12 protein-coding genes, 1 tRNA gene and 1 other RNA gene are annotated in these 14,217 nt (G+C 50.0%); 9 read left to right on the top strand and 5 right to left on the bottom strand.

The genetic code is table 11. From position 1 onward, the window contains the following. Positions 1 to 42 precede the first annotated feature (42 nt). A complete protein-coding gene (locus tag C1N58_RS17285) occupies positions 43 to 759 on the bottom strand; it encodes a DUF3053 domain-containing protein (RefSeq protein WP_006121399.1) in 717 nt (238 codons plus the stop codon). Between the two features lie 984 nt (positions 760 to 1,743). Here C1N58_RS17285 and C1N58_RS17280 point away from each other — a divergent pair. After that, on the top strand, positions 1,744 to 2,037 hold the full coding sequence (locus C1N58_RS17280) for an HTH-type transcriptional regulator (RefSeq protein WP_006121400.1): 294 nt from the start codon (positions 1,744 to 1,746) through the stop codon (positions 2,035 to 2,037). Between the two features lie 101 nt (positions 2,038 to 2,138). Here C1N58_RS17280 and tnaB read toward each other — a convergent pair whose 3' ends face one another. From tnaB to C1N58_RS17260, 4 genes are all read right to left on the bottom strand, one after another. Further along, complete coding sequence (tnaB, locus tag C1N58_RS17275; protein WP_394550128.1) at positions 2,139 to 3,386, bottom strand: low affinity tryptophan permease TnaB; 1,248 nt, start codon at positions 3,384 to 3,386, stop codon at positions 2,139 to 2,141. Between the two features lie 113 nt (positions 3,387 to 3,499). Then, positions 3,500 to 4,915 (bottom strand): tryptophanase, encoded by a 1,416-nt coding sequence (gene tnaA / locus C1N58_RS17270; protein ID WP_205950894.1) that lies wholly within the window; start codon positions 4,913 to 4,915, stop codon positions 3,500 to 3,502. Between the two features lie 259 nt (positions 4,916 to 5,174). Then, the gene (tnaC, locus tag C1N58_RS17265; protein ID WP_071988795.1) at positions 5,175 to 5,252 is read right to left on the bottom strand and encodes a tryptophanase leader peptide; all 78 of its coding nucleotides are present in this window, start codon (positions 5,250 to 5,252) and stop codon (positions 5,175 to 5,177) included. A gap of 365 nt (positions 5,253 to 5,617) precedes the next feature. After that, a complete protein-coding gene (locus C1N58_RS17260) occupies positions 5,618 to 6,211 on the bottom strand; it encodes an HD domain-containing protein (protein WP_283788335.1) in 594 nt (197 codons plus the stop codon). 62 nt (positions 6,212 to 6,273) lie between these two features. Between C1N58_RS17260 and C1N58_RS17255 the strand changes: the two genes are divergently transcribed. The 8 genes from C1N58_RS17255 (at position 6,274) to dppC (ending at position 14,215) form a co-directional block, all read left to right on the top strand. Further along, entirely contained in the window at positions 6,274 to 6,738 is a 465-nt protein-coding gene (locus C1N58_RS17255) for a MarR family winged helix-turn-helix transcriptional regulator (protein ID WP_033737315.1), read from the top strand. A gap of 94 nt (positions 6,739 to 6,832) precedes the next feature. Continuing rightward, a complete protein-coding gene (locus tag C1N58_RS17250) occupies positions 6,833 to 7,261 on the top strand; it encodes an organic hydroperoxide resistance protein (protein ID WP_006121405.1) in 429 nt (142 codons plus the stop codon). 254 nt (positions 7,262 to 7,515) lie between these two features. Continuing rightward, positions 7,516 to 9,207 carry a kdo(2)-lipid A phosphoethanolamine 7''-transferase gene (gene eptB, locus C1N58_RS17245; RefSeq protein ID WP_006121406.1) on the top strand — a complete coding sequence of 564 codons (1,692 nt, stop codon included), beginning with the start codon at positions 7,516 to 7,518 and terminating at the stop codon, positions 9,205 to 9,207. A 125-nt stretch (positions 9,208 to 9,332) separates the two neighbouring features. Continuing rightward, positions 9,333 to 9,409: transfer RNA gene (locus C1N58_RS17240), tRNA-Pro, on the top strand. A 33-nt stretch (positions 9,410 to 9,442) separates the two neighbouring features. Next, positions 9,443 to 9,570: non-coding RNA, RtT sRNA (locus C1N58_RS17235), on the top strand. A gap of 897 nt (positions 9,571 to 10,467) precedes the next feature. Next, positions 10,468 to 12,078 carry a dipeptide ABC transporter periplasmic-binding protein DppA gene (gene dppA, locus C1N58_RS17230; RefSeq protein WP_394564364.1) on the top strand — a complete coding sequence of 537 codons (1,611 nt, stop codon included), beginning with the start codon at positions 10,468 to 10,470 and terminating at the stop codon, positions 12,076 to 12,078. 205 nt (positions 12,079 to 12,283) lie between these two features. Continuing rightward, a complete protein-coding gene (dppB, locus tag C1N58_RS17225; protein ID WP_033737316.1) occupies positions 12,284 to 13,303 on the top strand; it encodes a dipeptide ABC transporter permease DppB in 1,020 nt (339 codons plus the stop codon). 9 nt (positions 13,304 to 13,312) lie between these two features. After that, complete coding sequence (dppC, locus tag C1N58_RS17220; RefSeq protein ID WP_006121409.1) at positions 13,313 to 14,215, top strand: dipeptide ABC transporter permease DppC; 903 nt, start codon at positions 13,313 to 13,315, stop codon at positions 14,213 to 14,215. The last annotated feature ends 2 nt before the right edge of the window (positions 14,216 to 14,217 follow it).

The raw sequence follows: 14,217 nt of genomic DNA, 5'->3' as shown, positions 1-14,217 counted from the left end.
GTGATTATGAGGTGGACAGTCGCTAATCTGTCCGTGTGAAATTTATTGTCCCGTGCCCTGAACGGCATTCTTGGCCTGAGTCAGTGCCTGGACATTCGCTGATAAACTGGTCATCAGGCTGTTGTACTGGGTAGCCTGTTCCTGAGTAGGGAACTGGACTCCGCCATTATTAAAACTGACGCGTGTCCCCTGTGCCTGAAGAAATTCACCAGTTTTAACCGCATCCTGACTAAGCGCCTGGAGTTTAGGTAACAATGGGATCAACTGAGCGGCAGGCTGAGTGACGACCTTGTCATAGGCGGTATCGAAAACCTTTTTCAGATCGTCAGACTGTTTCAAACCGGCTTTGCTCTTATCCGCCTGCATTTTGGCGCTTTCGAGTTGTTGGGTGGCGACGGTCAGGGCGCTGGTGGCCTGAGCCAGAGAATCCCGGCGACTCAGGTAGTCCTGCGGCACGCGAATAGCAGAAAGCTCATCCACGACCGGGCGCATGCCCTGATCGACCGTCTTATTCACCTGTTGTGAGAAACCATACAAAATCGCGTAATCCCCAGCAAAGGGACCAAAACTCTGTTTCTGGTTTTCACTCAGACTCGGCAGATGTTCACCGCTACGCATAACGGTATTTTGCATGAAATCGATAAACGCTTTGCGTTGTTCGCCTTCTTTATCACCACACGCGGTGAGTTGCAGAACGATAAGCACGCCAGCCAGCATAATGCCGCTGCGTGCCAGGACGCGGGAAATTCCTGAAGCCATGGGTTCAACTCCTGTCAGTAAAACTGGCTGATGTCCGGGTAAGCAGTGGCCTAAAGAATAGAACAAACGTTAATGGCCACACAATGTGAAAGCGCGCTGTCAGGCCATTATGGGTAAGAAAAAAGAGGTTAAACGTAAAATCAGGGCCTCATCCGTTTACAAAGCCTGTTAAAGAGCAGTGAAAAGGCTTTTTTCCATACCCGATAAGGGGCGGCTCGTGCTGTAAAGGCAGTAAGAATAAACCCGGATCGGGGCCTGTTCAGACGCCCTTTGTTAAGCCTGCCCGGACCGCGCTCACTGCCTGAGCATCCCGTACCGGGTGCAGGCTGTATTAACAACTATCCTCTAAATGCCCTTTCATTGTTCAGTTGCCTTAAAGTAGTGCAACCCGTTGCTCTGGCTCGCTATGGGAAGGGCCTGTCCAAATGACAGAGCAGGATTAATCGTACTGGTGATTGCCTGATAACCGTTATGTCTTTGGGCGCTGGCGGCACGACAGCCACGGCATCGCCAGTGCGTAGCTTGATAAATTGCTGGTACTGACCGTTTTGTTGTAGAAAATCGAAAGATCTGGCGCATATTTTGCAAATTCTTTTGTTGTAAGCGCGTGCGGGGTTCTGACGATTTATTCACCGAAAAGGGTGAAGAAAAAAAGATCGGAACGCGAAGTGGATGCCGTATCAACAAAATCAATTGCATCAAACGGTTAGGGTTTTTAGCCTTTTTTCAGAATTGTAAAGTTAAAAAAAATGTTTAATTTGCACTGCAAATTGTCAGGTCTCTATCCATACTTAGTCTCCCGGCATATGTTGCATTGCGTTGTCATGTTTAAGCAGCGGTGCAGTACAGGCTGTGTCCCATAAGATTTTCATCATAAATACAAACTCTTATGGGATGCAGCTTGCTTAGTCCGGTTTCTGAACCTGATTTCAGGTTCGTGTACCTTCTTTCACGTGATTCATAGTGAGTTTTAAGGAGTTCTCTATGGAGTTAAAAGATCCTATGTTTGAATTGCTCAGCAGCCTTGAGCAGATTGTTTTGACACGTGATAACAGCCCTGTTGCGCTGCAAACTCAGCGTCAACCTGCAATGCCAGAGCCGCAACGTCTGCGCGAAATGGCGGGAATGCAGGTCGATGAGTTTGCAAAAATCATGGGTGTTAGCGTTTCTTCGGTTAAAAGTTGGGAAGCACAGCGTACGCGCCCTTCAGCAACGGCACAGAAATTGATGAAATTACTTCACGCCAATCCGTATCTTGGACGTCAGCTGCTTGATTAAGTTTTAAAACCCACCCGTTTACAGGTGAGGCCGGTCACAAGGGTGGCCGGCTGTTTAGCCTCCAGCACACAACGCCATCCGTATTTCCTGCCAGTGTCTTATCAGGCAAGCTTCGGTAACACGTCCAGTACGTTACCTACCCAGCAGACAATCACAACGACACCAAAAATGATGACCATGGCGGGAATGATTCTGCCACCCCACACGGTAAAAATTTGGTCGGGAAAGCGTCTCCGGGACTGTATTGCCAGTAGGGCAGGCACGATGACGGCCCACACCGTTGCGCATAAGCCTGCGCCGCCAATGCCATAGAGAAAGCCATTTGGAAAGATCAGGTACAAAAGGCTGGGGGGAAGAAAGGTGAGCAGCACCGTTTTGCCTCGCCCAACGGCGGTATTTTCTATGTTAAACAAGTCCGCCAGATAATCGAATAACCCCAACGTGACGCCAAAAAAAGAGCTGGCAACGGCAAGATTAGAAAAAACCAGCAGGAAAAAGGCAATAACTCTGTCGGGATGGGTGCCCATAAACGACTTCACCAGGGCGTCAACATTGCCCCCCGACGCAATAATGCCTTTAAAACTTTCGCGCGGGATATTGCCCATAGTGCAATACAACCAGAAAAGATAGACAAACAGCGCCAGTAAGGAGCCCAGAACCAGGCTTTTCACCAGCTTGTCTTTCTGCTTGCCATAACAAATTATCAGGCTGGGAATATTGCCATGAAAACCAAATGAAGCAAGGCAGACAGGGATAGCCATAAAGATACAGGCGAAGTAAGAATGCGTGTCACTGAGGCTGCTGGCATCGCTGAGAATGGCATAGTCAACGTCAAAAAATAATGAACCGAAAACAATGATAAAGGCGAGGATTTTAACGCCGAGAAAGAGGGATGTAATCCGGCTTGTTGCCAGTGAGCTTATCCACAGCACGCCAGCAACACCTGCCGCGGTGCCGATGCCAACGACGCGGGCAGGCAAAGTCAGGCCCGTGTGAGCGGACAGCGTTTCGCTGATAATCGCACCATTGGCTGAGATATAGGCGTACGTCAGAATATACAGCACAAACGCAACGGTAATGCCGCTAACTACATTCCATTTTTGACCCAGCAGATCTTTGGTTAATGTATTAAAGCTTGAGCCTGGTGGGTAATTTAAATTGGCCTCCAGCAATAACAGACCGGAATGCAGCATGGAAAACCAGGCGATCACCAGGATAAAAGTGCCCCAGAAAAACCAGGCGCCGGCCAGATCGACGGGCAGTGCAAACATGCCGCCACCGATGACCGTGCCGGCAATAACCATCACGCCCCAAAAAGCGGAATGTTTTTGATGTGGATGATCGTCCATGGTGTCCTCTCAATACGGTATCTCATGTTTATCATTTTTATTGTTGTGAGGTTAACAGAGCGATGCGGCAGAGCGGCTGTCGCTGACAGCCGCTCACTTTACAGGTATGACGGTTAAATCTCTTTAAGTTTTGCAGTGAAGTGGCGCAATACCTCAGGCTCATAGATGAAGGTTAAGCCTTTTATGTTGGCCGCATTCTCTTTCACATGTCCGAATGCTTCAATGATGAAATCCATGTGCGTTTGCGTGTAGGTGGCCCTGGGAAGGGTCAGACGCAGCAATTCAGCCGGGCAGGGCAACTGTTTACCCGTTTTCGGATCGCGACCTAACAAAAATGATCCAATCTCTACCGCCCGAATGCCTGCCACCTTATACAGCTCACAGGCCAGGGCCTGAGCCGGAAACTGATCGGCGGGAATATGAGGCAATAATTTACCGGCGTCGACAAAAGCAGCGTGCCCTCCAGCCTGCTGACAGGTCACACCTGTGGATTCCAGCCCGTCTACCAGGTACTGAATCTGGCTGATGCGATAGGCCAGCCAGTCCTGACGCATCCCGTCGTAAAGCCCTACTGACAGCCGTTCCATCGCACCGCCTTCTAAGCCGCCATAGGTGGGAAAACCTTCCTGCACGACGCACAGTGTTCGGCAATCTGTATAGACGTCAAAGAAGCGGTCGTCCTTGAAGGAGAGCAAGCCGCCCATTGGCACCATGGCATCTTTTTTGGCCGACATCGCCAGCATGTCGGCATATTGATAGCTTTCCCGGGTAATCGCGTCGATTGTCCAGCCCTGGTACTCTTTTTCACGTTGCTGGATGAAGTAGGCATTTTCAGCGAAACGGGCTGAATCCATGACCACAGGAATGTCATATTGCTTTGCGATTTGGTACATGGCTTTTAAGTTGGCCAGGGAGACAGGTTGCCCTCCAGCAGAGTTGCAGGTGATCGTCGCCACAATGTAAGGCACGTGACGGGCACCCACTTCCTTTATACCGTCTTCCAGACGTTGCAGGTCGAAATTGCCTTTAAAATCATGACGTACTGCGGTATCGAAAGCCTCTTTGATATAAACGTTTCGGACAGTGCAGCCGTTAATCTGGCTATGTCCTTGCGTGGTGTCGAAGAAGTAGTTAGAAAAAGCCACCATTTTGGTTCTGTCGAGGCCTTTTTCCTTTTCACGTTTTTTAATTAATACCGGGATATAAATTTGCTCTGCACCACGGCCCTGATGAGTCGGAATGGTATATTCATACCCAAAGATGGCTTTCACGGCATCGGCTAATGCATAGTAACTGCGGCTTCCACTGTATGATTCGTCGCCCCGCATCATGGCGGCCTGCATGTTTTGTGTCACTGCGCCGGTGCCGCTGTCCGTGAGGAGATCAATAAAAACGTCTTCACTGTCCAGTAAAAAGGGATTCATACCCGCTTTTATTATTGCCGCCTCGCGATATTCGCGGGTCGTCCGTTTAACGGGTTCAATAACACGAATGCGAAAAGGTTCCGGTAAATGTTTAAAGTTATTCATTGCTCTTCCTTTTATTCAGGCATGCCGGTGCCGTGACTTTTGCAAATAAATAAAAATCAGGCGTGGCCATTCTTTTAAATTTAAATGTCCATGAATTTCGCTGAGACGGCAGGGTACGTAGCCTGTAAAAAGAGCGAGAAAAGCGATGCAACAGGACGACACTATTTATGCAGTCTTAATGAAATCAGGATGCGCGTGCGTGCACCCGCGACACCGGAGGTATAAGCCAGCGAGTGCTCAGAACGGTAAAAGGAAAGGATTAAGGGCGATGATTGACGATAATATTGTCAAGGTTAAACCATTTAGATAACAGGGCAGGATTGTTTAAGATAATCATAATGTTTCAACTCTCATTAAACATCATATTACCCTATTCTATTATCTTTATAAGTCCATCGTTTTTGTAGGCTATCGTGATTATTATCACAGTAATAAAAGTGTGCTCGTTAAAGGTAAATTATTACTGATTTAACCTGGATTTGGATCTCTTTCAAAAGCCTATTGCTGGCCCTGTCGTCGTTATTATTACACCGTTACGTTTCCACGGCGTCTGCCATCAGGAAAAAACAGCGGCGTACTCGCAGCACAGGGATTCGGATGACAGGCCCGGTGACACATTTCGGGAACCGGAACAGCCAGCGCTGCGTTCAGATTCGACTATGGCTGGCGTTTACCTGCTGTGAGAAAGATACTCAGTCAGCGTCAACGTAACCCGCCGTACCGCGCTGCCTGCTTTATAAACCAGTTCTCGGGCACGCTGTACGGTGCCTGACTTAGCTGTGCAATGCCCTTTTCAATATTTGTCGAGGCCTGATGCCAGAGTACTTCACTGCCTTCTTTGAGCAGGCCAATCTGAATTTTCTTTTCAATCAGGTAAACGCGGGCGAAGTGCGGATCGAAGCGGACGATGGCCCGTGTGTTATCAATAATATCGGCCAGCTTTATAGTTTGCGCTTCAGGACTGGCCTGGGCAGTATGACGGAAATGCGCCATTTTTCTGGCAGCCCGATTTTTTGCCTGCGTGGGCGCGGTATCGGTCAGCATTTCAACCAGTCGGACCACTTCCGGGCCGAAATGATTTTCAATATCGTTGAGTGTCGTCGCCGTATCTTCTACAGTATCGTGCAGCCAGGCAGCGGCCAGCATAACCGGGTCATCGGTTACGCTTCTGACCAACTCCACCACGGCTGTCGGATGAACAATATAGGGCTCATCGGTATATTTACGCCGCTGTCCTGATTCAGCATGGACCTGCGTGGCATAGCGTCGTGCCTGTTCTTCCAAAGAATCCTGCATGCACTACCCCCGGCTGTCATAAATTGCTTGCAATTAACTAGTGTGCTATCTATATTACTTCCATGAACAGTTATCAAGATGACAAAAAAGTGAAAGCAGCGCCACTGTTGCTCGATCAGCAACTTTGCTTCGCACTTTATTCCGCCAATCTGGCGATGCATAAAGTCTATCGCAAGTTACTTAGCCAGATGGATATTACCTATCCGCAATATCTGGTCATGCTGGTGCTGTGGCAACAGGATTCACTCACGGTGTCAGAAATAGGCGAACGGCTTTTTCTGGATTCAGCGACGCTGACGCCGCTGTTGAAACGTCTGGAAAATGCGGGCTTAATCAACCGTCAGCGTTCCCGTCAGGATGAACGTCAGGTGGTGGTCAGCTTAACGGATGCCGGGTGGGCTTTACGTCAGCAGGCTGAAAGTATTCCTGATGACATTCAGTGTGCGTCAGACTGTAGCGAGGACGAGATGTATGCGCTTAAGCTACAGCTCAACCAGTTACGTGACAAACTGATGGCTCCGCGCTAAATTTTCTAATGAGTACAGGCAGTAAATTAACCTTCACTGTTCGACTACGTTGTGATGAGTAGCGAGCGATTAAATAGTGCAATGGAGAAAAGCGATGTCTTTAGAACAAGTGGTTTACCGTGCAAAAGCTAAAGCTACCGGTGGTCGTGATGGCCGCGCAACGTCTTCTGACGGCGTGCTGGATGTCAAACTGGGTGTGCCAAAAGAGATGGGCGGCGCAGGTGGCGAAGTCACTAACCCAGAGCAGCTTTTTGCAGCGGGATACTCAGCTTGCTTCCTGGGTGCGATGAAATTTGTTGCTGGCCGCGACAAGATTGCGATGCCAAAAGATGCATGGATTGAAGGTGAAGTCGGAATTGGTCCAATCCCAAATGGTTTTGGTATCGAAGCGACGCTGAATATCCACTTGCCTGACATGGATGAAGCAGAAGCACAGAAGCTGGTTGATGCCGCGCACATCGTGTGTCCTTACTCAAATGCCACACGTAACAATATTGACGTAACACTGAACATTATTCGCTAAGCGATCAAGGGCCTGGTTCCAGGCCCTTCCTTACTTTCTCTTCTGGCCCACTTCCCGGATCGTGCTGAACAGGATTATTTTCTGGTTTATAGCGTGGCCGCGTGCTTAACTGTGCCGCTTTATATCAGGGCATGTCAAAACGCTCAGAATTCTCTTCTTATTTAACCGGCTTGCTTAATTCGCGAACTCTGCAGAAATATGGCAGTCAGATTAACGTTTGGTTAAGCGCTTAGTCCGGGGAAACTCCATTTTTCATGAATTATATAAAATCATTAACACAGCAAAAGCTGTCGCTCTTGCTGGCTTTGTATCTCGGTATCCTGCTGAATTTGCCGATTTTTTATCGCCGCTTTGCGGGACTGTTGACAACCTCAACTGTGACAGCCTGGCTCACCGCGCTTACAGAGGTTGTGGCTATCGTACTGTTAACGTTTTTCCTGATGCGGCTGTTATCGCTGGGTGGAAGAGTGTTTTACCGTATTCTGGCCACGTTGATCGTGCTGATTTCTGTCGCCGCCGCCTATTACATGGCCTTTTTTAATGTGGTTATCGGCTATGGCATTGTTGCATCCGTGATGACAACCGATACCGATTTGTCTAAAGAGGTCGTGGGCTATCACTTCATTTTGTGGATGGTCCTGGCCAGTGCGCTGCCGTTGTTCTTCATCTGGCGTAACAGTCTTAGCATGACACTCAATGAGCAACTGCGCACACCAGGACAGCGTCTTAAGCCGACGCTTATCCTGCTGGCTTGCGTCGCCCTCGTCTGGCTGCCCATCCGCTACCTTGATAAGTTGCAAAAAAACAATGAGGAAGTGACCAATATCGATCTGCCCAGTTATGGCGGCGTAGTTGCGCACTCCTATTTACCCTCTAACTGGCTGGCCGCGCTGGGCCTGTTTACCTGGACGAAAGTCGACGAAACGCTGGAAAACCATGAACTGCTGGATCCTGCCCAAAAGTTTACCTATGTTGCGCCGCCGGGCTTAGATGATACTTACGTTGTGTTTGTTATCGGCGAAACCACGCGCTGGGACCATATGGGGTTGCTGGGCTACGAGCGTAATACCACGCCGAAGCTTTCTCAGGAGAAGAATCTGGTCGCATTCCGCGGTGAATCCTGTGATACCGCGACCAAGCTGTCTCTACGTTGTATGTTTGTACGTGAAGGCGGCACCATGGATAATCCTGGCCGGACGTTAAAAGAGCAAAATGTTTTCGCGGTAATGAAAGAGCTAGGCTTCACCTCAGAGCTGTTTGCGATGCAGAGTGAAGTCTGGTTCTACGATAACATCAACGCTAATAACTTCTCTTTCCGTGAGCAGATCGGTTCAGAACCACGCAATCAGGGCAAGTCAGTGGATGATATGCTGCTTGTACCTGAGCTGCAGGCATCATTGCAGCGTTATCCAAAAGGTAAGCATCTGGTTGTGTTGCATACCAAAGGTTCCCATTACCTCTATTCGCAACGGTATCCGCGCAGTTTTGCGCGTTACCAGCCTGAATGCATGGGCGTGGATGAAACCTGTAGCAAAGCGCAGTTGATTAATGCCTATGATAATTCGGTACTCTACGTCGACAGCATGCTGGACAGCGTATTGGATCAGCTGCGTGATAAGAAAGCGATTGTTTTCTATGCCTCTGATCATGGTGAATCGATTAGCGACAATATGCATTTGCACGGCACGCCGCGTGAGATGGCACCACCAGAGCAGTTCCGCGTGCCGATGATGGTCTGGGCATCGGACAAATACCTGGCGGACTCTACGAATCGCGAAAACTTTGAACGACTGCAGGCGCAACAGCGTACGGGCAAAACCCATCGTCATGTTGAGCTGTTTGATACGATTCTGGGCTGCCTGGGTTATACCTCGCCCGATGGTGGAATTAAGCAGGCGAACAACTGGTGTCAGGCGCCAGCCAGAACGGCGACTAAAGCGCTGTAATCACACAGGGATTTTGGATTGATAACGCCGAGAAGCCGCTGACCGCCTGCTTTCCAGGCGATTGGCCTTAAAAGCGCAAAAAGCGGTTGACGCTTATCAGGGGGAGCAGTAACATGCGCCCCCATCGGCGAGTAGCGCAGCTTGGTAGCGCAACTGGTTTGGGACCAGTGGGTCGGAGGTTCGAATCCTCTCTCGCCGACCATATTTAAGAAACCTGTCTGCAAAGACAGGTTTTTTTTCGCCTGAATAAAAGAGGATGAGAACCTCCGGAGGCGGTTTGCGCCGGGCGAAGCGAGACAACGTTGCGAACGCAACGGCCTGAAGAGGGCTTACGCAGTAAGCCTAATCCTCTCTCGCCGACCCTGTTTAAGCAACCTGTCTGCAAAGACAGGTTTTTTCGCCTCAATAAAAGCGGGGGAGAACCGCCGAAGGCAGCTTGCGCCGTGCATGCGCAGGGTTTCGTTAATAAAGGGGCCGTCTTTACTCTTTCTGTTTAGTTTTTAACCCAATGATAAAACAGCTTTTTTGCTGCGGCCTGACATAGTCATCGTCATCTGTGTTTGTGACGGAGCTTATGACGTGTTGTGAAAATTACGTCATCACAGCAAGCCTTTATGGGTTTGTTATTAGAAAATCTCATGTCAGTAATTTTGTGAAAAACCAATAACACATCCTTGCCGCGCAATTTCATGACAGACCGCTATTTTGCCGTCTCAAGGCGATGCAGGCCTTGTTGCCTGAGGGATGCTGGCAGGCGAAATATAAGTTTTGGTTATGCTGTAAAAAAAACAAAATGTTAAATTTTTGCGAGAAAATATCAGCATTTTCCGCTGTATGAACGTCATAACGCACAGGGAATCGTTCAGATATCCAACATTTGGCGCTAAATGATGTACGATTTTATTTAGTGGTAATGACTGCTTAACAATGCCTGTCGTAGCAGAATGCGCGGAAATAAAGCCACGCCACTGTGCAATATAGGGCGTTAGCGCGCGCAGGGTTTTTTTTATCGTTGCTTGCTATTCCTCACACTCTGTGTAAATAACTAACCGTTGTATTGACGTTCTTTGCAACTGTTGACAAATTGATGCGTCAATAACGGTGCAGATACAGATTTTTCTGATGGGTACTTATCAATCAGCATTATCAAAACAAAAATATCTCACTCTTATCACCCGATCAGGGTGGACCGCCTGAACCGCATAAAAAAACCAGAGGTCGGGCAATGCACACAACAACACATCACAATGGAGCAAAAGCATGATCAACTCCCTGGCCAAATCCAGGACGCTGAAGGTCGGTCTGAGCCTCGTCGCCATGACCGTAGCCGCAGGTGTTCAGGCGAAAACCCTGGTTTATTGTTCTGAAGGTTCTCCGGAAGGGTTTAACCCGCAACTCTTTACGTCGGGTACGACGTACGATGCCAGCTCTGTTCCAATCTATAACCGTCTGGTTGAATTCAAAACGGGTACGACCGAACTGGTACCCGGACTGGCTGAAAAGTGGGACGTCAGTGCTGATGGCAAAACGTATACCTTCCATTTACGCAACGGCGTGAAATGGCAAACGACTAAAGATTTCAAACCTACGCGTGAATTTAACGCGGATGACGTCGTGTTTTCTTTTGAGCGTCAGTTAGACAAAAACAACAAGTACCACAACGTCTCTGGCGGCAGCTACGAGTACTTTGAAGGTATGGATATGCCAAAGCTGATCAGCAAAATCGAAAAAGTAGACGATCATACCGTTCGCTTTGTGCTGACGCGTCCTGAAGCGCCTTTCCTGGCTGATCTGGGCATGGATTTCGCTTCCATCATGTCCAAAGAATACGCTGACAACATGCTGAAAGCCGGCACGCCTGAAAAAATTGACCTGAATCCAGTGGGCACCGGGCCGTTTGTGCTTCAGCAGTACCAGAAAGACTCACGTATCCTGTACAAAGCCAACCCGGATTACTGGGGAACCAAGCCAAAAATCGATCGTCTGGTTTTCTCGATTACCCCCGATGCGTCAGTACGTTACGCCAAGCTGCAGAAAGGCGAATGTCAGATCATGCCGTATCCGAATCCGGCTGATATCGCCAGCATGAAGAAAGACAGCAAAATTAACCTGATGGAGCAGCCAGGTCTGAACGTCGGTTACCTGTCATTCAACACCGAGAAAAAACCGCTGGATAACGTGAAAGTGCGTCAGGCACTGACCATGGCGGTAAACAAGAAAGCCATCATTGATGCGGTTTATCAGGGCGCCGGCCAGCCAGCGAAAAACCTGATTCCACCGACAATGTGGAGCTATAACAACGATGTTAAAGACTATGCCTACGATCCAGAGAAAGCCAAAGCGTTGCTGAAAGAAGCCGGTATGCCGGATGGTTTCTCTATCGATCTGTGGGCAATGCCGGTTCAGCGTCCTTATAACCCGAACGCGCGCCGTATGGCAGAGATGATTCAGGCTGACTGGGCGAAAATTGGCGTGAAAGCCAAGATTGTCACCTATGAATGGGGCGAGTACCTGAAACGTGCCAAAGCGGGTGAGCACCAGACGGTCATGATGGGCTGGACTGGCGATAATGGGGATCCCGATAACTTCTTCGCAACGCTGTTCAGCTGTGCGGCGGCGAAAGACGGCTCTAACTATTCGCGCTGGTGCTACAAGCCGTTTGAAGATTTGATTCAGCCAGCACGTGCGGAATCCGATCACAACAAACGTATTGAGTACTACAAGCAGGCTCAGGTTGTCATGCATGACCAGGCGCCTGCGCTGATCATCGCTCACTCAACCGTTTATGAGCCTGTAAGCAAGAAAGTTACTGGTTATGTCGTTGATCCATTAGGTAAACATCACTTCGATACCGTCGATATTCAGGAATAACCTTTCGGATTACTGCAGTCAGGGCCGGTTTTACCGGCCCTCAGGCGACCGTGTCAGGTCGCCTGTTATCTGCTCTTTTTTTTCCGGCTAATTACTTTTACAAAAAGAAGCGCTTCCTGCGTCGTGTTCTGCTGTCGCGGGATGCGGTTAATGAGCAATGTTATCTCTGGCCAGGGCCAGAGGAAAACGACTGAGAATTACGCCTATGCTGCAGTTCATACTCCGGCGTCTGGGGCTTGTCATCCCAACGTTCATCGGTATTACATTATTGACCTTCGCGTTTGTGCATATGATCCCGGGCGATCCGGTGCTGATCATGGCAGGTGAACGCGGTATCTCCCCTGAGCGCCATGCTGAGTTAATGGCGATGATGGGGCTCGATCAGCCGCTGTGGAAACAGTATCTGCACTATATCAACGGTGTGCTGCACGGTGATTTAGGTATTTCACTGAAGAGCCGCATTCCTGTATGGACTGAATTCGTCCCGCGCTTTAAAGCCACCCTGGAACTGGGGATCTGCGCCATGATGTTTGCCGTCGCCGTGGGGATTCCGGTTGGCGTTCTGGCCGCAGTAAAACGTGGTTCTGTATTCGATCACACCGCGGTCGGGATTTCCCTGACCGGCTACTCGATGCCGATTTTCTGGTGGGGCATCATGTTGATTATGCTGGTGTCGGTCCAGCTCAATCTCACACCGGTTTCAGGTCGCGTGGCAGATACGGTGTTTCTGGACGACAGCCATCCGTTGACCGGTTTTATGCTGATTGACACGTTCATCTGGGGAGAGCCTGGCGACTTCAAAGATGCCGTCATGCATATGATTCTGCCCGCGATTGTGCTGGGCACCATTCCGCTTGCCGTCATCGTGCGCATGACGCGCTCTTCTATGCTGGAAGTGCTGGGTGAAGACTATATCCGCACCGCCCGGGCGAAAGGCCTGACGCGTATGCGCGTTATCGTCGTTCACGCTCTGCGTAATGCGATGTTGCCGGTTGTGACGGTCATCGGTTTGCAGGTGGGCACCTTGCTGGCAGGGGCCATCCTGACCGAAACCATCTTCTCCTGGCCGGGTTTGGGGCGCTGGCTGATCGAAGCGCTGCAACGCCGTGATTATCCGGTCGTGCAGGGCGGTGTGCTACTGACGGCTATCCTGATTATCCTGGTCAACCTGTTGGTTGATCTGCTGTATGGCGTGGTGAACCCGCGCATACGTCATAAGAAATAAGGGGGCATCATGTCTGTCGTTGATCCCGCGAGTGTGAATGTCGCACCTAAGCCGATGACCCCGATTCAGGAGTTCTGGCACTACTTTAAACGTAACAAAGGCGCGGTTATCGGGCTGGTTTACATCATTCTGATGCTGTTGATTGCCATTTTTGCCGAGGTGCTGGCACCGCACGGCCCGGCGGAGCAGTTCCGTGATGCCCTGCTGCATCCACCTGTGTGGCAGGAGGGAGGAAGCTGGAGCTATATCCTGGGCACCGACGATGTGGGGCGCGATATCCTCTCGCGTTTGATGTACGGCGCACGCCTTTCCTTGCTGGTGGGCTGCATGGTCGTTGTGTTGTCGCTGATTTTTGGCGTGATTTTTGGCCTGCTGGCGGGCTATATCGGTGGAGCGGTTGATGCCACGATTATGCGTCTGGTCGACATTATGCTGGCGCTGCCTAGCCTGCTGTTAGCCCTTGTTCTGGTCGCCATTTTTGGTCCGTCGATCGTCAATGCTTCTATTGCTCTGACCTTTGTCGCGCTGCCGCACTATATCCGTCTGACACGCGCGGCGGTACTGGTTGAGGTCAATCGTGACTATGTGACGGCCTCAGGTGTCGCCGGTGCCGGTATGCTGCGTCAGATGTTTGTGAACATTCTGCCTAACTGCCTGGCCCCGTTAATTGTTCAGGCCTCGTTAGGGTTTTCCAACGCCATTCTTGATATGGCGGCGTTGGGCTTTCTCGGTATGGGTGCGCAACCGCCAACGCCGGAGTGGGGCACTATGCTCTCCGACGTATTGCAGTACGCGCAAAGTGCCTGGTGGGTGGTGACGTTCCCCGGATTAGTCATTCTGCTGACCGTGCTGGCATTTAACCTGATGGGCGATGGTTTGCGTGATGCACTCGACCCGAAACTCAAGCAGTAAAG

It is taken from the genome of Pantoea sp. SGAir0180 (assembly GCF_043546245.1).
Note: the sequence above shows the minus strand (reverse complement) of the source record. Positions and strands in the feature narration are given on the sequence as shown.